Raw genomic sequence first — 20,367 nt, forward strand, 5'->3', positions numbered from 1 at the left:
ACTTCAGCCCGTCCGGCGTTTGAGGACGAGGCCCGCAGGGCCGACAGCGGGGGTCTGGGGGCGCAGCCCCCAGGGACGGGACGGGTAGGGGCGGCGGGGGCGAAGAACTCCTTCCAGGCACCCCGCTCCGAACGACACGAACGAGAGGTTGACCGACGTGCACGACGATCTCATCGCCCGGGCCCAGGCATGGCTCGCCGAGGACCCGGACCCGGAGACCCGCGACGAGCTCGCCAAGCTCATCGACGCCGCGGACATCGAGGAGCTCACCGCGCGCTTCAGCGGCACCCTCCAGTTCGGCACCGCGGGCCTGCGCGGAGAACTCGGCGCAGGCCCCCAGCGCATGAACCGCACCGTCGTCATCCGCGCCGCCGCCGGCCTCGCCGCGTACCTCAAGAAGCAGGGCCAGGACGGTGGCCTCGTCGTCATCGGCTACGACGCCCGGCACAAGTCGGAGGACTTCGCCCGCGACACGGCCTCCGTGATGACCGGCGCCGGCCTCCGTGCCGCCGTACTCCCCCGCCCTCTCCCCACCCCCGTCCTCGCGTTCGCGACAAGGCACCTCGGCGCGGTCGCCGGCGTGGAGGTCACCGCCAGTCACAACCCGCCCCGCGACAACGGCTACAAGGTCTACCTCGGCGACGGCTCCCAGATCGTCCCGCCCGCGGACGTCGACATCGCGGACGAGATCGCCGCCGTACCGTCCCTCACCGCCGTCCCCCGCCCCACCGAAGGCTGGGAAACCCTCGACGACAGCGTCCTGGACGCCTATCTCGCCCGCACGGACGCGGTCCTGTCCGCCGGATCCCCGCGCACCGCCCGCACCGTCTACACGGCGATGCACGGCGTCGGCAAGGACGTCCTCCTCGCCGCCTTCGCCCGCGCCGGCTTCCCCGCGCCCGCCCTGGTCGCCGAGCAGGGCGAGCCGGACCCGGACTTCCCGACCGTCGCCTTCCCCAACCCGGAAGAGCCCGGCGCGATGGACCTGGCCTTCGCCAAGGCCCGCGAGACCGACCCCGACCTGATCATCGCCAACGACCCCGACGCCGACCGCTGCGCCGCGGCCGTCAAGGACGGCGAGGAGTGGCGGATGCTGCGCGGTGACGAGGTGGGCGCCCTGCTCGCCGCGCACCTCGTCAGCCGCGGCGCACAGGGCACCTTCGCCGAGTCGATCGTCTCCTCCTCCCTCCTCGGCCGTATCGCCGAGAAGGCGGGGCTGCCGTACGAGGAGACCCTCACCGGCTTCAAGTGGATCGCCCGCGTGGACGGCCTGCGCTACGGCTACGAGGAGGCCCTCGGCTACTGCGTCGACCCCGAGGGCGTACGCGACAAGGACGGCATCACGGCCGCTCTGCTGATCACCGAGCTGGCCTCCGTCCTCAAGGCCGAGGGCCGCACCCTCCTCGACCTCCTCGACGACCTCGCCGTGGAGCACGGCCTGCACGCCACGGACCAGCTCTCGGTCCGCGTCCAGGACCTGTCGGTCATCGCGAACGCCATGCGCCGACTGCGTGAGCAGCCGCCGACCGAGCTGGCCGGTCTGGCCATCACCCGTGCCGAGGACCTCACCCGGGGCACCGACACCCTCCCGCCCACCGACGGCCTGCGCTACACCCTGGAGGGCGCCCGCGTCATCGTCCGCCCCAGCGGCACCGAGCCCAAGCTGAAGTGCTACCTGGAGGTCGTCGTCCCGGTCGCGGCACACGCCGACCTCCCGGCCGCGCACGCCGAGGCCGCCGGCCTGCTCGCGACGATCAAGCGGGACCTGTCGGCGGCGGCCGGCATCTGAGCCGTACGGGACTGACCGGTCGTCTGCTGAAAGGGTGCCTCTCCTCCGGATGGGGGCACCCTTTCGGGCGTTCTTCTCCGGGCGGTTGACCCACCCTCCACGCCCCGCCCCCTCACCCGGGCAACGGTGGACGGGCAAGCGCACCGCCGAAACCGCCTGGAGCCGCGCCGTGTCCACGACCGCATCCCGGCAGACCCCCCGGGCGATCACCGCCCCCGGAAACCACGCCCGCCCCGGTTCGCGCCCTCCACCGCCCCCGCACGCCCTCTCCGCACCCCTGCACGCCCTGCGCCACGCGGCCCCCGCCCTCCTCGCCTATCTCGCCGTACGCGGCACGGGCCTGCTGCTCCTCACCGTCTGGGCGCACCGCGGGCAGCACGGCGTCTGGCCGATCCTCGCGACGCAGTGGGACGCCGACTGGTACCTCGGTATCGCCGACCACGGTTACGCGCACGAACTAGGCACCGCGGACAACGCCAACAACCTGGCCTTCTTCCCGCTCTACCCGGCCTTGGTCAAGGCGGTCGCGGCCGTCACCCCGGGCACCCGCGCCAGTACCGGCCTCGCCCTCGCCGTGCTCGCCTCCCTCGTCGCCGCGTGGGGCGTCTTCGCGGTCGGGGAGCGGCTGCACGGACGACGGGCCGGCGTCCTCCTCACGGTCCTGTGGGCCGCGCTGCCGGTCGGCCTGGTGCAGTGGATGGGCTACACCGAGTCCCTGTTCACGGCGCTCGCCGCCTGGTCTTTGTACGCCGTACTCACCGGCCGGCTCCTCACCGCGGCCTGGCTGGCCGCGCTCGCGGGCCTGACCCGCCCGACGGGCGTCGCGGTGGCGGCGGCGGTCACGGTCGCGGCCCTGCTCGCGCTGCGCCGCCGCTTCGGCCCGCGCCCCCTCGCGGCCGCCGTGCTCGCGCCGCTCGGCTGGTGCGGATACGTCGGCTGGGTGGGCCTGCGCGTGGGCCGCTGGGACGGCTACTTCGCCGTACAGCGGCTGTGGCACAACGAACTGGACGGCGGCCTCGAAACCCTGCGCCAGATGCGGCGGCTCCTGGTGTACGACCCGCGGCCCGAGCTGTTCCTGGTGATGGTGACGCTCACGCTGATCGGCTCGGTGGTGCTGTTCGGGCTGGCGGTGCGGGACCGGCAGCCGGTGCCGCTGCTGGTCTTCACGGCCGTACTGCTGGCGATCGTCCTGGGCAGCGGCGGGGTCTACTTCCCGCGCGCCCGCTTCCTGCTCCCCGCCTTCCCGCTCCTGCTCCCCCTCGCCCTGCGCCTGTCCCGCGCCACCCGCCGCCACCGCGCGCTGGCCCTCGCGGCGGCGGTCACCGGCTCGGCGTACTGCGGCGCCTACATGGCGCTGGTGCATCCGGGCGCGCCCTGAGGTTCCGGGTCACACCCACAGCAGCGCGGCCGTCCACCCCAGCGCGACGAGCACCGCGAGCGGCCACAGCGGGCGTCCGCGCTGCCGCTCGTCGCTCACGCCGACCGGGCGTGCGGCGGGGTCCTGCCACATCGCCGTGATCTCGGCGGCGGTCCGGTCGTAGGGGTGGACCAGGCCCGCCGTCCGCTCCAGCCGACGCCAGCGGAGCGTGTCCACGGTCCACGCCCCGAACGCGGTCCGGCGACTGTCTATCTTCAGCTCGGCGCCCTTGGACTCGACGATCCGTACGGCGTCCCATGCGATGTGCCGGGTTCCGCGCAGCCCGTTGAACCACAGTCCGTCGCGGTCGGCGGTGACCCGCCAGGCCAGCTGACGCGGTACCAGCAGGGCGACGGCGATCCCCAGGAGTGCGCCGGGGACATAGCGCCACAGCCCGCTCTGGTCCACGAAGAGGACGTACGTCCACACCGCTCCCAGCGCCACCGTGAGCCAGTCGGGCCACCCGGCCCGCCACCGCCGCACGTCCACGGCCCCCTGCCCGCTCAGCCGCCCGGCGAAGTCCTCGGCGACGGCCCGCCGTCGCTCCTGGTCCGCCGCCGCACGCTTCTCAGCGGCAAGCCGACGCCGCACGGCGCCCTCGGAGAACGGCCGGACTGGCCCGGCGGACCGCTCCACGACCGGCTCCTCGCCGGGCTCCTCACCGGCACTGACGAGCAGCACCTCGGCGCCGTCGTAGGGCAGCCCGTACAGGACGGCTTCGCGCAGGGGCCCGGGCTGACCGGCGTCGAGGCGGTCGAGGAGCTGCTGGAACTCCTCGTCGTCGCCTTCGTCCCCGTCGTCGTCGCCGTCCTCTTCGTCCTTCCCGTCGTCCCCGGACCCGTCCTCGTCCTCGTCGAGCTCGGACGTGGCGACGGTGAACAGCGGCCGCACCGCCGCCAGGTCGTCGGCGGCGTACACCTCGGCGTCCACGTCCGCGTTCTCCCGCACCAGCACCCGCAGTACGGGTACGGGGCGTCGGCGCAGCGCGGCGGCACGCCACCGGCCGAGCGCGGCGGACAGCAGCACGGTGACGCCGAGCCCGACCACGAACCAGCCGATGGCGGGGGCGGTCTGCCGGTCCTCGGCGAGCTCCCAGTCCCCGGAAGTGGCGGCCAGGACGGCGCCGGTCACGAGCGCGACGCCCCCGATCCAGGCGAGGAACCGCCCCCGGTCGAGCGGCGCGCCGCCATCCGGCAGGGTGCCGGTCCCCTCTCCTGCCGCCGCCAGGGCCGCCGCCCGCTGGCGGCCCCGTGCGACAAGGCGCACCATGGCGGCCACCCAGAGCAGCGCGAGGGAGAGCACGACGGTCAGGCCAAGGACCCAAGGCAGCGTGGACCAGAGGAGCAGCACCACACCGAGGAGGGCGGGCGCCGACACCCGTACGATCTCGGGCCGCACCACCGCCCACACGACCTGAAGGGCGAGGCACGCGGCGGCCCACCCGCGCAGCCCCCCGTACAGCGCCAGGCCACCGGCCAGCGCGGCGGCCGCCGGGACGACGGCCATGACGACGGACACGGCGCGCAGCCGCACCGGGATCCCGCGCGGAGGCAGGGCGTCGATCCAGCGTCGGGTCTCCTCAGCGTCCCAGGGAAGACAGCCCTCGGGTATCGCGGAGGCGGGCAGCGGCAGCGGCATCCGTGGGTTCGTACTCATCGCTTCAGGTCGCTCAGGTCTCTCGGGCTCTCGGGCTCTCGGCTCTCGGGGCGCTCAAGCCGCCTAGGACACCATCAGCAGGATCACCAGCAACACGGCCCCCGCGACCGCGGGCCCCATCACCTCATAGGCCCACCGCACGGTCACCTCGCCCTGCGCGGACTCCGCCTTCTCCCGGTGCTCCAGCAGTCCCCGCAGGTCGTCCATGACCTTGTCGGTCTCGGCCCGCATCGGGCCGTCCACGTCGGCCTCCCCGCGCGGCGCCCCGAACCCGAGCCCCCCGGCCCCCAGTCCGCCGCGACCACTGCGCTCACCCCGCGCGGCGGCGCTCCGCTCCGACGCCGCCCGGGCCGTGCGCCGGGCCGCCTTCTTGCGGGCCCGCAGCGAGACGGGGACCGCCCAGAGCTGGAACCTGGTGCCGGACTTCGCGACGACCTCGTTCGAATAGCCGGAGCGCAGCGCGGCGATCTGCCCCCAGGGGAGCACGATGACGCGGAGCGGGTTGCGGATGCGGAGCCGGTCCTCGTTGGCGTACACGGCGGGTCGCAGCGTGAACGCGGCCGCCAGCGGCACGATCAGGATCAGCGCCGCGAGCGCCAGCCACTGCGTTCGGCTCTCGCCCCGCACCAGGGCGTCGACGCCCAGCCAGAGCGTGATGGCGAGCAGCGCGACGCCGCCGCCGATGCCCATGGGCGAGCGGTAGACCCGGTCCTTCGACACGGGGTCAGGGGTGGGCGGCTGGTGCTCCGGCGTCGTCATGGCCCCGATTGTGCCCGACGCCCCGGACGGCGCTCATACGCACCACCCCCGCACAAGATGAGCATCCGGGCCTGTACAGCCGCTACGCGCGTAGATATGCTCGTCTGGTGACCATGCCCACCAATGCATCTGCCGCAGCACACGCCCTCACGGACGTCGCCGCGTCCGACAGCACGCTGCGCCGCTTCCTCCACGGGCTGCCCGGTGTCGACGCGGTCGGCCTGGAGGGGCGTGCCGCGTCCCTCGGTACCCGTTCCATCAAGACGACCGCCAAGGCGTACGCCATCGACCTCGCCATCTCGATGGTCGACCTGACGACGCTGGAAGGCGCGGACACCCCGGGCAAGGTCCGGGCGCTCGGCGCCAAGGCGGTCCGTCCCGACCCCACCGACCGGACGGCCCCGGCGACCGCGGCCGTCTGCGTGTATCCCGACATGGTGGCCACCGCCAAGGAGGCCGTCGCCGGGTCGACCGTGAAGGTCGCCTCGGTCGCCACCGCCTTCCCGGCGGGCCGCGCCCCGCTCACCGTCAAGCTGGCCGACGTGCGCGAGGCCGTGGCGGCGGGCGCCGACGAGATCGACATGGTCATCGACCGCGGAGCGTTCCTCGCGGGCGACTACATGAAGGTGTACGACGAGATCGTCGCCGTGAAGGACGCCTGCGGGACGAGCGCCCGCCTCAAGGTCATCTTCGAGACCGGCGAGCTGTCGACGTACGACAACATCCGGCGGGCGAGCTGGCTCGGCATGCTGGCGGGCGCCGACTTCATCAAGACGTCCACCGGCAAGGTCGCCGTGAACGCCACCCCCGCGAACACCCTCCTTATGCTGGAAGCGGTACGCGACTTCCGCACCCAGACCGGAATCCAGGTCGGCGTGAAGCCGGCCGGCGGGATCCGGACCACCAAGGACGCCATCAAGTTCCTCGTACTGGTCAACGAGACCGCGGGCGAGGACTGGCTGGACAACCACTGGTTCCGCTTCGGCGCCTCCTCGCTCCTGAACGATCTGCTGATGCAGCGTCAGAAGCTGGCCACCGGCCGCTACTCCGGCCCCGACTACGTGACGGTGGACTGATCACCATGGCATCGGCATTCGCATACGCACCGGCCCCCGAGTCCCGCTCGATCGTCGACATCGCGCCCTCGTACGGCCTGTTCATCGACGGCGAGTTCGTTCAGGCGGCGGACGGCAAGGTCTTCAAGACCGTCTCCCCGTCCAGCGAGGAGGTCCTCGCGGAGATCGCCCAGGCCGGCGAGGCGGACGTGGACCGCGCGGTGAAGGCCGCCCGCAAGGCATTCGGGAAGTGGTCGGCGCTGCCCGGCTCCGAGCGCGCGAAGTACCTGTTCCGCATCGCCCGGATCATCCAGGAGCGGGCCCGTGAGCTCGCCGTCCTCGAAACCCTGGACAACGGCAAGCCGATCAAGGAGACCCGCGACGCCGACCTCCCCCTGGTCGCCGCGCACTTCTTCTACTACGCGGGCTGGGCCGACAAGCTGGAGCACGCCGGCTTCGGTGCCGGCCCCCGGCCACTGGGCGTCGCGGGCCAGGTCATCCCCTGGAACTTCCCGCTGCTGATGCTGGCCTGGAAGATCGCCCCGGCACTCGCGACCGGCAACACGGTCGTGCTCAAGCCGGCGGAGACGACCCCCCTCTCGGCCCTGTTCTTCGCGGACATCTGCCGCCAGGCGGGCCTGCCCAAGGGCGTCGTCAACATCCTTCCCGGATACGGCGACGCGGGCGCCGCCCTCGTCGCGCACCCCGACGTGAACAAGGTCGCCTTCACCGGCTCCACGGCCGTCGGCAAGGAGATCGCCCGGACCGTCGCGGGCACCCGCAAGAAGGTCACGCTCGAACTCGGCGGCAAGGGCGCCAACATCGTCTTCGACGACGCCCCGATCGACCAGGCGGTGGAGGGGATCGTCAACGGGATCTTCTTCAACCAGGGCCAGGTCTGCTGCGCGGGCAGCCGCCTCCTGGTCCAGGAGTCGATCCAGGAAGAGCTGCTGGAGTCGCTCAAGCGCCGCCTGTCGACCCTCCGCCTCGGCGACCCGCTGGACAAGAACACGGACATCGGGGCGATCAACTCCGAGGATCAGCTCACCCGCATCACCTCGCTCGTCGAGCAGGGCGAGGCGGAGGGTGCCGAGCGCTGGTCCCCGGCCTGCGAGATCCCGGCCGCCGGCTACTGGTTCGCCCCGACGCTCTTCACGAACGTCACCCAGGCGCACACCGTCGCCCGCGACGAGATCTTCGGCCCGGTCCTGTCGGTCCTCACCTTCCGCACCCCGGACGAGGCCGTCGCCAAGGCCAACAACACCGCGTACGGCCTGTCGGCGGGCATCTGGACGGAGAAGGGCTCGCGGATCCTCGCCGTGGCGAACAAGCTGCGCGCGGGTGTCGTCTGGTCCAACACGTTCAACAAGTTCGACCCGACCTCGCCGTTCGGCGGCTACAAGGAGTCGGGCTTCGGCCGCGAGGGCGGTCGCCACGGCCTGGAGGCTTATCTCGATGTCTGAGAAGAACGACAAGACCGAGCGCGCCGAGCGGCTCTCCGTCTTCAAGACCTACAAGCTGTACGTCGGCGGGAAGTTCCCGCGTTCCGAGAGCGGCCGGGTGTACGAGGTGACCGACTCGAAGGGCGACTGGCTGGCGAACGTACCCCTGTCGTCCCGCAAGGACGCCCGGGACGCGGTCGTGGCGGCGCGCAAGGCGTTCGGCGGGTGGTCCGGCGCGACGGCCTACAACCGCGGCCAGATCCTCTACCGCGTCGCCGAGATGCTGGAGGGCCGGCGCGAGCAGTACGTCCGTGAGGTGGCGGACTCGGAGGGCCTGTCGAAGTCGAAGGCGGGCTCGGTCGTCGACGCCACGATCGACCGCTGGGTCTGGTACGCGGGCTGGACCGACAAGATCGCCCAGGTGGTCGGCGGCGGAAACCCGGTCGCGGGCCCGTACTTCAACCTCTCCTCCCCCGAGCCGACGGGCGTGGTGGCGGTCCTGGCCCCGCAGGAGTCGTCCTTCCTGGGCCTGGTCTCGGTACTGGCCCCGGTGATCGCGACGGGCAACACGGCGATCGTGGTGGCGTCGGAGAAGTCCCCGCTCCCGGCCCTCTCCCTCGGCGAGGTCCTGGCCACCTCCGACCTCCCGGGCGGCGTGGTCAACGTCCTGTCCGGCCGTACGGCGGAGATCGCGACCCCGCTGGCCGCGCACCAGGACGTCAACGCGATCGACCTGGCCGGCGCCGACGAGGTCCTGGCGAAGGAGCTGGAGATCGCCGCGGCGGACAACCTCAAGCGCGTCCTTCGTCCACAGCCTGTGGATTACTCGGCGGCTCCCGGCATCGACCGCATGACGGCGTTCCTGGAGACCAAGACAGTGTGGCACCCGACGGGTTCGCTGGGCGCGTCGGGCTCGTCGTACTGACACCGCCCCACAGACCAGAGGGCCGTGCCTCCTCTCCGTCCGGAGGAGACACGGCCCTCTTCTTCTGCCGCCCCTGCCGGGTCCGGTGCCGCCGTTCGACCATCGACGCCGGAATGTGACGCGCGCTTCATTCGCGGTCCACCGGGTCGTTCCCGGCCCGGACCATGCCTCAGACTGGTGTCCCGTGAGTTCCCATCCGCCCATACCGACGCGAGTCGTGCTGCTCTGCGGCCCTTCCGGCTCCGGCAAGTCCCTGCTGGCCGCCCGTTCCGGTCTTCCGGTCCTGCGGCTCGACGACTTCTACAAAGAGGCTGACGACCCGACCCTGCCGCAGGTCCCCGGGAGCGCCGACATCGACTGGGACCACCCCGACTCGTGGGACGCCGACACGGCCGTCGCCGCCATCGCGCGGCTGTGCCGCACGGGCCGTACGAACGTGCCGCTGTACGACATCTCCCTCAGCGCCCGCACCGGCGAGGAGACCGTCGACATCGGCCGCACCCCTCTCTTCATCGCGGAGGGCATCTTCGCGGCCGAGATAGTCACGCGCTGCCGGGAGCTCGGCGTGCTGGCCGACGCGCTCTGCCTGAGCCGCGGCCCGGTGACGACGTTCCGCCGCCGCTTCCTGCGCGACCTGAAGGAGGGGCGGAAGTCGGTGCCCTTCCTGCTGCGCCGCGGCTGGCGCCTGATGCGCCTGGAGCAGTCGATCATCGCCCACCAGACGTCCCTGGGCGCCCATGCCTGCGACCGCGACGAGGCCCTCGGCCGCCTCACCGCGGCCGCAGCGGGCCGCCGTCCGGCGGCGACACCGGCCGGCTGAACGAAGCGGGCGCCTGCCCCGTCGTAGGACCGGATGAACGGTCCCCGCGGGAAGGAAGCCAATGACGAACGCTCTCCAGGACGGCCGACGGCTGCTCGTGACGGCCCTGCTGCCTGCGGCGGTGGCCGTCGGCTGTGCGGGGCCGGCCGATACGGGCGGCACGGCCGAGGCATCGTGTGCGTACCTGGTCACCTACGACGGCCGCACCTACCTGGACGTCGCGAACGTCGAGTTCACCGTCGGCGAGAAGCTGGGTACCGCCACGATCCCGCGGTGCGACGACACGCCGAACGACCCGGGGGACGCCGTTCCCGAGCGCGGGATCACCGCGTACGCCGTCGAGGGGATGGACCCGGCGCGCGCCATCGCCGTGGGCGACACGCCCGCCGAAGCGACCCTCATGAAGGTCCGCTGACACATCCGCGGGCACACAGCGAAGCGGGACTGGACGGACCCCCCGGCCCTCCAGCCCCGCTGTCGTTGTGTGCTCCACCGCTTCCCCCGTGGTGGAGCACCCCCCGTTTCCCCCGTTGGTCCCCCGTGGGCCCCCCGGCCCCCGTGGGTCCCCCCACTTCTTACCGCTCCCCCGTTGCATCCCCCCGGATGCGGTCCCCCCGGACCTTCAGGCGACGAGCTCCCCGAAGGCGTCCTCCTCGTCACGGCCGAAGCTGAGGACCTCGTCCTCGCGCAGCCGGCGGAGCGACCGCCAGATGCTGGACTTCACCGTGCCGACACTGATGTCGAGGATCTCCGCGATCTCCGGATCGGTGCGGCCCTCGTAGTAGCGCAGGACCAGCATCGTGCGCTGGAGTTCGGGCAGCCGGGCCAGCGCCTGCCACAGGACGGCACGCAGCTCGGTGCCGCGCATCGCGTCCGTGTCGCCGGGCGTCTCCGGCAGCTCCTCGGTCGGGTACTCGTTCAGCTTGCGGCGGCGCCACGCGCTGATGTGCAGGTTCGTCATGGTCCGCCGCAGATAGCCACCCACGGCGGCCTTGTCACTGATCCGGTCCCAGGCCCGGTACGTCGAGAACAGCGCGCTCTGGAGCAGGTCCTCGGCCTCGAAACGGTCACCGGTCAGGTGGTAGGCGGTTGCGTACAGGGAGGCGCGGCGCTCCTGGACGTAGGCGGTGAACTCCGCCTCCGACAGCGAGCGACGCCGCTCCCCCGAGTCCTCCCTGTACGCGGCTCCCCCGTGCGGTTCCCCCGTGAAACCGTCAACCACCGTCATGAACGCGGTGTGCTGACGCCCGGCGCCGCGAGCGCACCCCCGCCCGCTCACGGCGCCGGACTTCTCCGAACCCCGGCCCCCGTGCACGTCGTGCAGACGCGTGATCACTGCGCTGTTGCTGGTGCCCTGCAGCGTGTTCATCTCGCGCCCCCCGTCGTGGACTTCCGGTGTTCTGCTCGTGCGTCTTGCTGTGGTGCGACTTGCTGTCTTGCCTGTGCCGAAAAGCTTGCCCGGGCACCTTCATGGACGTGTCCGCCGACTGTCACAGACCTGTCACAGGGGCCTGTGTCCCAGGCCGCCCCCAGGCGCACGACAGCCCGCACACAGTCATGAGCGCTACGTGCGCGTATCCGTACAGCTCGTACAGGTGTCGAAAGACCACCCCCGCATGGGCCAGAATGTGCCCCGTGCCTTCCCTGTTGCTGATCGAGGACGACGACGCCATCCGCACGGCCCTGGAGCTCTCACTGACGCGCCAGGGTCACCGCGTGGCCACCGCTGCCACCGGCGAGGACGGCCTGAAACTGCTGCGTGAACAGCGGCCGGACCTGATCGTGCTGGACGTGATGCTGCCCGGCATCGACGGATTCGAGGTGTGCCGCCGTATCCGGCGCACCGACCAGCTGCCGATCATCCTGCTGACCGCGCGCAACGACGACATCGACATCGTGGTCGGACTGGAGTCCGGCGCGGACGACTACATCGTCAAACCCGTGCAGGGGCGGGTCCTCGACGCCCGCATCCGGGCCGTGCTGCGGCGCGGGGAGCGCGAGTCGAACGACGCGGCGACCTACGGGAGTCTCGTCATCGACCGGGCCGCGATGACCGTGACGAAGAACGGCGAGGACCTCCAGCTCACCCCGACCGAGCTGCGCCTGCTGCTGGAACTGAGCCGCCGGCCGGGCCAGGCCCTGTCCCGCCAGCAACTCCTGCGCCTCGTCTGGGAGCACGACTACCTCGGCGACTCACGCCTGGTCGACGCCTGCGTCCAGCGCCTGCGCGCCAAGGTCGAGGACGTCCCGTCGTCCCCCACCCTCATCCGTACCGTCCGTGGTGTCGGCTACCGCCTGGACGCGCCTCAGTGACAAAGGCGCAGGGGGGTTTCCGCGGCTGGGTCGCGGCTCGTAAGGGAGTGTGGTCACGGCTGCGCTTCACCAGTCTGCGACTGCGCCTGGTGGTCGTCTTCGGCCTGGTGGCGCTCACCGCCGCCGTGTCCGCGTCCGGGATCGCCTACTGGCTCAACCGCGAGGCGGTCCTCACCCGCACCCAGGACGCGGTGCTGCGTGACTTCGAGCAGGAGATGCAGAACCGCGCGGGCCTGCTGCCCACGGAACCGACCCAGGACGAGCTGCAGCACACCGCCGGCCAGATGGCCAACAGCAGCCAGCGCTTCAGCGTGCTGCTGGTCGCCCAGGATGCCGACGGCAGGCCCGCCTACGGCAGTTCCGGCGGCCTGGACGGCTTCACCCTCGCCGACGTGCCCAAGTCCCTGCGCACCGCCGTGAACGAGAAACAGGAGGTCGACTCCTCCAACAAGGCCGAGTACCACCTGTACTGGCAGCGGACGGTGGAGGACGACACCCCGTACCTGATCGCCGGTACGAAGGTGATCGGCGGCGGACCGACCGGCTACATGATGAAGTCCCTGGAGCAGGAGGCCAAGGACCTCAACTCCCTCGCCTGGTCCCTCGGCATCGCCACGGGCCTCGCGCTGATCGGCTCCGCGCTGCTGGCGCAGGCAGCCGCCACGACCGTACTGAAGCCGGTACAGCGCCTCGGGGTCGCCGCCCACCGCCTGGGCGAGGGCAAGCTGGACACCCGTCTGAGAGTCTCCGGCACGGACGAACTGGCCGACCTCTCGCGCACCTTCAACAAGGCCGCCGAAGCGCTGGAGAAACGCGTCGCCGACATGGCCTCCCGGGACGAGTCGTCCCGGCGCTTCGTGGCCGACATGTCCCACGAACTGCGCACCCCCCTCACCGCGATCACCGCCGTCACCGATGTCCTGGAGGAGGAGCTGGAGGCGGACACCGGATCCATGGATCCCATGATCGAACCCGCCGTACGCCTCGTCGTCAGCGAGACCCGCCGCCTCAACGACCTGGTCGAGAACCTGATGGAGGTCACCCGCTTCGACGCGGGCACCGCCCGCCTCGTCCTCGACCACGTCGACGTCGCCGACCAGATCACGGCCTGCATCGACGCCCGGGCCTGGCTGGACGCGGTGGATCTCGACGCCGCGCGCGGGATCATGGCCCGCCTGGACCCCCGCCGCCTGGACGTCATCCTGGCCAACCTCATCGGCAACGCGCTCAAGCACGGCGGCTCCCCGGTCCGCGTCTCGGTCCGCCAGGCGGACGACTCGGTGACCATCCAGGTCCGGGACCACGGCCCCGGCATCCCCGAGGACGTCCTCCCCCACGTCTTCGACCGCTTCTACAAGGCCAGCGCCTCCCGCCCCCGCTCCGAGGGCAGCGGCCTGGGCCTGTCCATCGCCCTGGAGAACGCCCACATCCACGGCGGCGAGATCACCGCCGCCAACTCCCCCGAGGGAGGCGCGGTGTTCACCCTGCGCCTGCCCCAGGACGCCTCTGAGCTGGCGGAACAGACCAACGGCCAGGGCGCCGGCGGTCCGAAGAAGGGGGACGCCTGATGAACGTACGTGGCCTGCTGGCGCTCTCCGCCACGGGCGCCGCGCTCCTCACCGGGTGCGGCATCCGATCCACCGAGGTGCCGACCAACTTCGGCCCCGCCCCCTCGCGTGTGCACTGCTCACTCTCCGAACCCGACGTATCGACGCAGGCCACGCGCGGCCTGCCGGTCCAGGTGTTCCTCCTGTGCGGCTCCCAACTCGTGGCGGTCGACCGCACCGTACGCGTCCCCGACGGCACGGCGGACTCGGCCCGCCGCGTCCTCGTGGCCCAGGGCCTGCTCGACGAGTTGGAGGCGACCCCGTCGACGGCCGAGAAAGAGGCCGGCTACACCACGGACGTCCGCGGCGCCACGGGCGTGACCGGCCCACGCCGCAACGACCCCGACGAGACCCTGCGCCTGAGCACCCCGCCCAACGACCTCACGTCGTACGCACTGGCCCAGATCGTCTGCACCTTCTCCGACTCGACAGCCGCGGAGGGCGACGGCTCGGTCATCCTGGGCGGCCCGGCCAACGACCCACCACGCCGCTACGAGTGCACGGACGAGGTCCGCACCAGACCAGGCAGCAACGAGCCCCCGTCCACGGACGTATCGGACACCTGACCCAACACCCGAGCGCCCCCCACACACAACCCCGCAGCCGCCCACGGCGACGAGAGGCAGCACCGGGGAACGGCGCATACCCCCACGGCCCCGCAGCCGCCGACGGCGGCGAGGGGCAGCGTCGGGGGATGGCGCATGCCACCCACGGGCCCGGCGGCCGCGTACGGCGGCAAGGGGACGCGTCGGGGGTGTCCGCCCGCAGAGTCCGGTGTCAAGGCTCGGCACCTCCTGGCAAAAGCCCAACGCACCGGACCGAGGACGGACACCCCCCGACGCGGCCCCGACCCACGAACACCCGCCCCCGCGCTCCACGAGCCCCCACCGAACAGCAACAGGCGCCGCAGGCATCCACCCCCGAACCCGCACCGGACAGCACAAGCGTCACAGTCACCCCCGCCCAACCGCCGGAGGCAGTTGTGGCAGACGCCTCACCCCATTGCGCCCCACCCCGGAACCGATCCTGCCGGGGGGCGCGTCTAGGGGGGCGTGCAGCGTCAAGGCTCCATCGGCGACAGCGCCGTGATCCGCATCCGTGCGACGGGGGGTGTCCTCCTGGTCGCGCACCTCGCGTTCGTCGCCTGGCTCACGCTGCGCCCCCTGGACGTTCCCTGGGTGATGCCGCCCAACCTCCAGCCGTTCGCCGGCATCAGAGCCGACCTGGCGCTGGGCTGGCAGGAGGCCGCCCGGCACATCGTCGAGGGCCTCGCGCTGCTCGCCCCCCTGGGAGTGCTGATCCCGATGGCGCACGGCAGGATCAGCGTCTCCCCCCTCGGCTCCCTGGTCCGTACGGTCGCCGCCGGCGCCCTGATCTCGCTGGGCATCGAGCTGTTGCAGACCGGTGTACCGGGCCAGATGGTCGACATCGACTCACTCCTGCTGAACACGGTGGGCGTGGCCCTGGCACACGCCACAGTCGTCCCCGCGGCCCGCGCCTGGCTCCGCCGCAGGTCGGAGCGAGCACACCGGTCGACCGTCCCCCAGGAGGAGCCCTCTCAGGGTCGGACCCCGACGATTCCCAGGGTCGGGATAGCTCCATAGAGTGACGCTTTGCCCGGTTCGTCGCCGTAGCGTGGATGGCAGATGAGGGAACCCCTCAACAGGCCCCACAAGGGGGCCGGCCAACGCTCGCGAAGGAGCCGCACCATGACCGCGCTCGCCCGACCCACCCACGGCCGCATGATCGGCGGAGTGTGCGCCGCGCTGGCACGGCGCTTCGGCACCTCCGCGACGACCATGCGCGTGATCTTCCTGATCTCCTGCCTGCTCCCGGGTCCGCAATTCCTCCTCTACATAGCCCTCTGGATCCTGCTGCCCTCGGAGGACAAGGCGAACAGGACGCGCGCAGCCTGGTAACCCACGAAAACCGGTGCGCCCCGCCATCCCCCCGGCGGGGCGCACTCACGTCTCCGCCCGTGCCTCTACCCACCGCCCAGCTCAGACCAGTTGCTTCACGGACATGAGCAGATGCCGATGCGCCCCGACCGACCCGCCGCTGCCCTCCTCCACCCCGCTCACCAGCACCCGCTGCCCCGACCCGACCATCTCCAGCCGCAACCGGGCCGCCTCGAAGGAGTTCAGCGCATCCAGCAGATACGCCGGATTGAACGCCACGGTGACCTCCTGCGCACCGCTGAGCACGGCGGGCAACCGCTGCGCGGCCACGTCGTCCCCGTATCCGGCCCGCAGCAGCACCGACCCGTCGGCCGAGAAGTCCAACCGCACCGGACTGCTCGCCTCGGCCACCACGGCCACCCTCCGCACGGCCTCCGTGAACACCCCGCACCCCACCTCGGCGACAGCGGCCCCCGCCATGTCGAACAACGACCCGTACGCCGGCAGCCGCCCGTCCAGCAGCCGCACGACGCTCCGCATGCCCCCGCCCTCGAAGCCGATCAGCCCGCCACCCGCCGCCGTCTCCAGCCCGACCCGCACGCCCCCGCACCGCGCCAGTGACCGCGCGGCATCGAGCAACCGCCGAGCCGGCACGAGCGCCTCCACGACCCCGTCGGCACCCGCAGCACCGCCGACGCCCTCAGCACCGCCGACACCGCCGACACCGCCGGCAAGCCCCTCCCCGGCCACCCCCTCCGGCTTCCACCCCACCCGCCGCACCGCGTACCGATACCGGTCCGACGCCGACAGCGTCATCGAGTCGCCGTCCAGACGCAGCTGGACGCCGGTCAGCACCGGCAGCGTCTCGTCCCGCCCGGCCGCGACGGCCACCTGCCCGACGGCCGCGGCGAAGGCGGCGGCGTCGACGCTGCCGTAGGGCGCGGGCTGTGCCGGCAGAGCCGGGTACTCCTCGCGCGGCAGCGTGGACAGCCCGAACTCGGTGCCGCCGGCCGCCACGGTGAACCGCGTGCCCTCCAGGGAGCAGCTCACCGGCCCGTCCGGCAGCACCCGGCAGATGTCCAGCAGCCGACGCCCCGGTACGAGCACCTCGCCGGCCGCCCCGGTCTCGGCGTCCACCTCGATCCGCGCCGCCGCCTCGAAGTCGAACCCCGACGCGGTGAGCCGCCCCGGCCCCACCGCCAGCAGCAGCCCGCCCAGCACAGGCACCGGCGTACGCGAGGGCAGGGCCCGCCCGGCCCAGCCGACGGCCTCGGCGAAGGCGGCGCGTTCGATCCTGAACTCCATGAGAATTCCCCCTGCCCGGACACCGGTCATCAGTGCTCGCGGAGGCTATCCGCAGCCACTGACAACCGGCCCCGACCAGGGGGAACGAACCCTACGACCGGCCGCGACCGGCCGCGACCGGCTCAGGCGGCCGTCGCCAGCTGCCGCCGCTGGAGCCGAGCCGCCCGCGTCCCGAACACGGTGATCGTCACGACGCCGAGCACCGCCAGCAGGCCGACCCCGACCGTCCCGGCCCAGCCGCCCGCGTGGAAGGCGACGGCACCGACCGTGCTGCCCGCGCTGGAGCCGATGTAGTAGGCGGACTGGTACAGCGCCGAAGCCTGGGCGCGGCCCCGCGTGGCCGTCTTGCTGACCGCCGAGGACGCCACCGCGTGCCCCGCGAAGAAGCCGCCGGTGATCAGGACCAGGCCGAGCAGGACCAGCGGGAGCGACCCCGCCAGGGACAGCAGCAGGCCCGCGGTCGTGGTGCCGCCCGCCGCGTACAGCGCGCCCCGGCGGCCGAGGCGGCCCACCAGGCGTCCCGCCGTCGAGGCCGAGACCGTACCGACCAGGTACACCAGGAAGATCGAGCCGATCACGCCCTGCGGCAGGGAGAACGGCGCCTCCGTCAGGCGGTAGCCGATCACCGTGTACACGCCGCCGAAGATCGTCATGAACAGGGCGCCGATGGCGTAGAGGCGGCACAGCAGCGGGTTGGCGAGGTGGTCACGCACCGTACGCGCGAGCACGCGCGGCCGCAGCGAGCCCTTCCTGAAGTGGCGCGGTGCCGGGAGCAGCAGCCGGAAGGCCACGGCGCACGCGACCGCGATCACGCCGATCACGCCGATGGCGGCCCGCCAGCCCCACTCCTGCGCGACCCAGCCGGTGATGACACGGCCGCTCATGCCGCCGACGCTGTTGCCCGCGACGAACAGGCCGATGGCCGTGACCAGCGCCTTCGGCCGGACCTCCTCGGCCAGATAGGCCGTGGCCGACGCCGGCACCCCCGCCAGGGCAGCTCCCTGGACCGCCCGCAGGACGACGAGACCGGTCAGGTTGGGGGCGAAGGGGACCAGCAGCCCGACGGTCACCGCGACCGCCAGGGACGCCGTCATGACCGTACGGCGTCCGAACCGCTCCGACAGCGCGCTCATGGGGAGCACGAACAGCGCCAGACCGCCCGTCGCGGCCGCCACCGTCCAGCTGGCCTCACTCGCCGCCACCCCGAACTCACCGGAGATCAGCGGCAGAAGGGCCTGCGTGGAGTAGAGGAGTGCGAAGGTCGCGACACCGGCGAGGAAGAGGGCGAAGCTCATCCGGCGGTAGCCGGGGCCGCCCGGGGCCATGCGGGAGTCGACGACGGGGACTGCGGGTGCGGCGACCACGGTGGTGGACGCCCCGGTACTGGCGGGAGACATGCTTCGAAGCTACGTACACCCCCACTGATCCGTCCAATGCATGGATTGGCCATAATCGTTCCCATGGCGCATCAGTACAGCTCACAGCCTCGACTGTCACCGTCCAGTGACACAGAAGACATGACGATGTTGCTCGCTCCCCGGCTGGCCCACTTCGCCGGCGTCGCCCGTACCGAGCACGTCACCCGGGCCGCCCAGGAGATGCGGGTCCCGCAGTCCACGCTCTCGCGGGCCATGGTCCGGCTGGAACAGGACCTGGGCGTCGATCTCTTCGCCCGCCACGGCCGTACGGTCTCCCTGACCCCCGCCGGCCGCACCTTCCTCGCCTCGGCCGAACGCGCCCTGGCCGAGATCGCGCGCGCCGCCGACGAGGTCCGCGCCGACGCCGACCCGGCCACCGGCAAGGTCGCCTTCGGCTTCCTGCACACCATGGGCGCCGAAACGGTCCCGGGCCTCCTGCACGCCTTCCGCGCCGACCACCCCCGCGTCCGCTTCAGCCTGGTCCAGAACTACGGCGAGGCGATGATCGAGCGCCTGCGCGCGGGCGAGCTGGACCTCTGCCTCACCTCCCCGGTCCCGGACGCCCCCGACCTGGTCGCCCGCCGCCTGGACGAACAGAAGCTCCGCCTCGTCGTCCCCGCCGACCACCGGCTGGCCGCCCGCAAACGCATCCGCCTGGCGGAAGCGGCCGACGAGATCTTCGTGACCCTGGAGCCCGGCTACGGCCTGCGCCGCATCACCGACGACCTCTGCCAGGAGGCGGGCTTCAAGCCCCGTATCGCCTTCGAGGGCGAGGAGGCGGAGACCCTGAGGGGCCTGGTGGCGGCGGGCCTGGGAGTAGCCCTTCTGCCCCCACCGGCGGTACCCCGCCCGGGGGTCGCGGAACTGACGGTCACCGCACCACGGGCGGCACGCGAGATCGGCGTCGCCTGGCTGGCCGACCGCCCGGACACACCCCCGGTGGCCGCCTTCAAGAAGTTCCTGCTCTCGAGAAGGGGCAACCTGTTGCCCGCCTAGGGGCAGCGCCCCAGGGGCGCGGGGAACTGCGCGACCAGCCACAAACAACCCGCACCCGCCGACGAGACAAGCACCTCGACGACGCTACCGCCGCAACGACTTACCGAACCCCGCAGCCAACGGCATCCGCAACCCCAAAGGCGGCGGAGCCGCGAACGCGTCGGTGACCGGCCGGGAGAACGCCCTCCCGAACAGCACCCCCATCACGAAGTCCTCGGCCAGCGCGAGGACTTCATCCCGATGCTGCTGCAACCCGTGCCGGTCGGAGTGCACTTCGAACCGGCACACGTCCCGGTTCGCCTTCTTGGCCCGCGCCGCCAACCGGAACGACAGCTCGGGATCGGTCCGCTCGTCGTTCGTGCCGTGCACGACCATCACCCGCCGCCCGCCGAGCTGCCTCACCGGTTCGGGCGATGCCGCCACGTCCTCCTCCGGCAGCCAAGGAGCTATCGCGAGCACGGAGTTGACGGCCTCGTGGCCCCCCGCCCGCAGGGCCGCCCGCCCGCCCATGTCGACCCCGGCGAGGCACACGGGGACGTCGCCGTAGCGGCGTACGACCTCGTCGGCGGCCCACAACGCGTCGCTCATCTGGTTCGCGTCACTGCCGTTCCACCCGCGATAGCGGTAGTGGACGACATGTGTGGCCAGACCCTCCGCCCGCCCCGCCCGCGTCAGACGGCGCCCGAGGGTCCGCACATAGGACGTCGCCAACAACGTCGCCGGCTTGCGGTGTGATACTTCGTCACCTGCGGGAAGCAGAAGGACCACTCCGCTCACCGCCGTCGGTTCCGGCCCGATCGCCTTGCCCAGCCGGACCCTGCGCACCGGCGTCGCTTGCTGTGCCATGACAGAACAGTGTCAGAAGCGCGGGTGTACGCGACCCGTCCGTGGGGTCACCGTTACGTATCGACGGATGTGTAAAGCGAAAATCGAGACGAGCGGCGAACCCGCGATGAACGCGCCCTCT

19 protein-coding genes are annotated in these 20,367 nt (G+C 72.1%); 13 read left to right on the forward strand and 6 right to left on the reverse strand.

The window, feature by feature from the left end; genetic code table 11:
- The first annotated feature begins 157 nt into the window (after window positions 1–157).
- Together ACFU95_RS00005 and ACFU95_RS00010 are read left to right on the forward strand one after the other, a co-directional pair.
- The gene (locus tag ACFU95_RS00005) at window positions 158–1,789 is read left to right on the forward strand and encodes a phospho-sugar mutase (RefSeq protein WP_383820396.1); all 1,632 of its coding nucleotides are present in this window, start codon (window positions 158–160) and stop codon (window positions 1,787–1,789) included.
- A 169-nt stretch (window positions 1,790–1,958) separates the two neighbouring features.
- Entirely contained in the window at window positions 1,959–3,167 is a 1,209-nt protein-coding gene (locus tag ACFU95_RS00010) for a hypothetical protein (RefSeq protein WP_383819457.1), read from the forward strand.
- A 9-nt stretch (window positions 3,168–3,176) separates the two neighbouring features.
- Here ACFU95_RS00010 and ACFU95_RS00015 read toward each other — a convergent pair whose 3' ends face one another.
- Both ACFU95_RS00015 and ACFU95_RS00020 read right to left on the reverse strand, forming a co-directional pair.
- Entirely contained in the window at window positions 3,177–4,862 is a 1,686-nt protein-coding gene (locus tag ACFU95_RS00015) for a hypothetical protein (RefSeq protein ID WP_383819460.1), read from the reverse strand.
- A gap of 63 nt (window positions 4,863–4,925) precedes the next feature.
- A complete protein-coding gene (locus ACFU95_RS00020; RefSeq protein ID WP_383819463.1) occupies window positions 4,926–5,621 on the reverse strand; it encodes a PH domain-containing protein in 696 nt (231 codons plus the stop codon).
- Between the two features lie 113 nt (window positions 5,622–5,734).
- Between ACFU95_RS00020 and deoC the strand changes: the two genes are divergently transcribed.
- From deoC to ACFU95_RS00045, 5 genes are all read left to right on the forward strand, one after another.
- Window positions 5,735–6,697 carry a deoxyribose-phosphate aldolase gene (gene deoC, locus ACFU95_RS00025; RefSeq protein ID WP_383820399.1) on the forward strand — a complete coding sequence of 321 codons (963 nt, stop codon included), beginning with the start codon at window positions 5,735–5,737 and terminating at the stop codon, window positions 6,695–6,697.
- Between the two features lie 5 nt (window positions 6,698–6,702).
- Window positions 6,703–8,139, forward strand: a complete 1,437-nt coding sequence (locus ACFU95_RS00030; RefSeq protein WP_383819464.1) for an aldehyde dehydrogenase family protein — start codon at window positions 6,703–6,705, stop codon at window positions 8,137–8,139.
- Window positions 8,132–9,043 (forward strand): aldehyde dehydrogenase family protein, encoded by a 912-nt coding sequence (locus ACFU95_RS00035; protein ID WP_383819466.1) that lies wholly within the window; start codon window positions 8,132–8,134, stop codon window positions 9,041–9,043. The genes ACFU95_RS00030 and ACFU95_RS00035 overlap by 8 nt, the downstream gene beginning before the upstream one ends.
- Window positions 9,044–9,227: 184 nt before the next feature.
- Complete coding sequence (locus ACFU95_RS00040) at window positions 9,228–9,863, forward strand: uridine kinase (protein ID WP_383819468.1); 636 nt, start codon at window positions 9,228–9,230, stop codon at window positions 9,861–9,863.
- A 61-nt stretch (window positions 9,864–9,924) separates the two neighbouring features.
- Window positions 9,925–10,278, forward strand: coding sequence for a DUF6281 family protein (locus tag ACFU95_RS00045; RefSeq protein WP_383819470.1), 354 nt, complete (start codon window positions 9,925–9,927; stop codon window positions 10,276–10,278).
- A 207-nt stretch (window positions 10,279–10,485) separates the two neighbouring features.
- On the opposite strand, the gene ACFU95_RS00050 is transcribed toward ACFU95_RS00045, so the two are convergent.
- Entirely contained in the window at window positions 10,486–11,232 is a 747-nt protein-coding gene (locus ACFU95_RS00050) for a SigE family RNA polymerase sigma factor (protein WP_383819473.1), read from the reverse strand.
- Between the two features lie 266 nt (window positions 11,233–11,498).
- On the opposite strand from ACFU95_RS00050, the gene afsQ1 reads away from it, so the two are divergent.
- From afsQ1 to ACFU95_RS00075, 5 genes are all read left to right on the forward strand, one after another.
- Window positions 11,499–12,176, forward strand: a complete 678-nt coding sequence (afsQ1, locus tag ACFU95_RS00055; RefSeq protein ID WP_190072356.1) for a two-component system response regulator AfsQ1 — start codon at window positions 11,499–11,501, stop codon at window positions 12,174–12,176.
- On the forward strand, window positions 12,173–13,744 hold the full coding sequence (locus tag ACFU95_RS00060; RefSeq protein WP_383819475.1) for an ATP-binding protein: 1,572 nt from the start codon (window positions 12,173–12,175) through the stop codon (window positions 13,742–13,744). The genes afsQ1 and ACFU95_RS00060 overlap by 4 nt, the downstream gene beginning before the upstream one ends.
- Complete coding sequence (locus tag ACFU95_RS00065) at window positions 13,744–14,349, forward strand: hypothetical protein (RefSeq protein ID WP_383819477.1); 606 nt, start codon at window positions 13,744–13,746, stop codon at window positions 14,347–14,349. The genes ACFU95_RS00060 and ACFU95_RS00065 overlap by 1 nt, the downstream gene beginning before the upstream one ends.
- Window positions 14,350–14,835: 486 nt before the next feature.
- On the forward strand, window positions 14,836–15,387 hold the full coding sequence (locus ACFU95_RS00070) for a VanZ family protein (RefSeq protein WP_383819480.1): 552 nt from the start codon (window positions 14,836–14,838) through the stop codon (window positions 15,385–15,387).
- A gap of 105 nt (window positions 15,388–15,492) precedes the next feature.
- Window positions 15,493–15,702 carry a PspC domain-containing protein gene (locus ACFU95_RS00075; RefSeq protein ID WP_383819483.1) on the forward strand — a complete coding sequence of 70 codons (210 nt, stop codon included), beginning with the start codon at window positions 15,493–15,495 and terminating at the stop codon, window positions 15,700–15,702.
- A gap of 81 nt (window positions 15,703–15,783) precedes the next feature.
- Here ACFU95_RS00075 and dnaN read toward each other — a convergent pair whose 3' ends face one another.
- The gene (gene dnaN, locus ACFU95_RS00080; RefSeq protein WP_383819485.1) at window positions 15,784–16,986 is read right to left on the reverse strand and encodes a DNA polymerase III subunit beta; all 1,203 of its coding nucleotides are present in this window, start codon (window positions 16,984–16,986) and stop codon (window positions 15,784–15,786) included.
- A 122-nt stretch (window positions 16,987–17,108) separates the two neighbouring features.
- Window positions 17,109–18,383: an MFS transporter gene (locus ACFU95_RS00085; RefSeq protein WP_383819487.1), complete on the reverse strand. Its 1,275-nt coding sequence runs from the start codon at window positions 18,381–18,383 to the stop codon at window positions 17,109–17,111.
- 63 nt (window positions 18,384–18,446) lie between these two features.
- Between ACFU95_RS00085 and ACFU95_RS00090 the strand changes: the two genes are divergently transcribed.
- Entirely contained in the window at window positions 18,447–19,400 is a 954-nt protein-coding gene (locus ACFU95_RS00090) for a LysR substrate-binding domain-containing protein (protein ID WP_383819489.1), read from the forward strand.
- Between the two features lie 84 nt (window positions 19,401–19,484).
- Here ACFU95_RS00090 and ACFU95_RS00095 read toward each other — a convergent pair whose 3' ends face one another.
- The gene (locus tag ACFU95_RS00095) at window positions 19,485–20,246 is read right to left on the reverse strand and encodes an alpha/beta hydrolase (RefSeq protein WP_383819492.1); all 762 of its coding nucleotides are present in this window, start codon (window positions 20,244–20,246) and stop codon (window positions 19,485–19,487) included.
- Window positions 20,247–20,367 lie beyond the last annotated feature (121 nt).

The organism is Streptomyces sp. NPDC057623, assembly GCF_042800355.1.
Taxonomy (GTDB): Bacteria; Actinomycetota; Actinomycetes; order Streptomycetales; family Streptomycetaceae; genus Streptomyces.

Bases quoted from the DNA above. Each gene is read 5' to 3' on its own strand.
- ACFU95_RS00015 (WP_383819460.1), bottom strand. From the start codon at position 4,862: ATGAGTACGAACCCACGGATGCCGCTGCCGCTGCCCGCCTCCGCGATA.
- ACFU95_RS00020 (WP_383819463.1), bottom strand. From the start codon at position 5,621: ATGACGACGCCGGAGCACCAGCCGCCCACCCCTGACCCCGTGTCGAAG.
- deoC (WP_383820399.1), top strand. From the start codon at position 5,735: ATGCCCACCAATGCATCTGCCGCAGCACACGCCCTCACGGACGTCGCC.
- ACFU95_RS00030 (WP_383819464.1), top strand. From the start codon at position 6,703: ATGGCATCGGCATTCGCATACGCACCGGCCCCCGAGTCCCGCTCGATC.
- ACFU95_RS00035 (WP_383819466.1), top strand. From the start codon at position 8,132: ATGTCTGAGAAGAACGACAAGACCGAGCGCGCCGAGCGGCTCTCCGTC.
- ACFU95_RS00045 (WP_383819470.1), top strand. From the start codon at position 9,925: ATGACGAACGCTCTCCAGGACGGCCGACGGCTGCTCGTGACGGCCCTG.
- ACFU95_RS00050 (WP_383819473.1), bottom strand. From the start codon at position 11,232: ATGAACACGCTGCAGGGCACCAGCAACAGCGCAGTGATCACGCGTCTG.
- ACFU95_RS00065 (WP_383819477.1), top strand. From the start codon at position 13,744: ATGAACGTACGTGGCCTGCTGGCGCTCTCCGCCACGGGCGCCGCGCTC.
- ACFU95_RS00075 (WP_383819483.1), top strand. From the start codon at position 15,493: ATGACCGCGCTCGCCCGACCCACCCACGGCCGCATGATCGGCGGAGTG.
- dnaN (WP_383819485.1), bottom strand. From the start codon at position 16,986: ATGGAGTTCAGGATCGAACGCGCCGCCTTCGCCGAGGCCGTCGGCTGG.
- ACFU95_RS00085 (WP_383819487.1), bottom strand. From the start codon at position 18,383: ATGTCTCCCGCCAGTACCGGGGCGTCCACCACCGTGGTCGCCGCACCC.
- ACFU95_RS00090 (WP_383819489.1), top strand. From the start codon at position 18,447: ATGGCGCATCAGTACAGCTCACAGCCTCGACTGTCACCGTCCAGTGAC.
- ACFU95_RS00095 (WP_383819492.1), bottom strand. From the start codon at position 20,246: ATGGCACAGCAAGCGACGCCGGTGCGCAGGGTCCGGCTGGGCAAGGCG.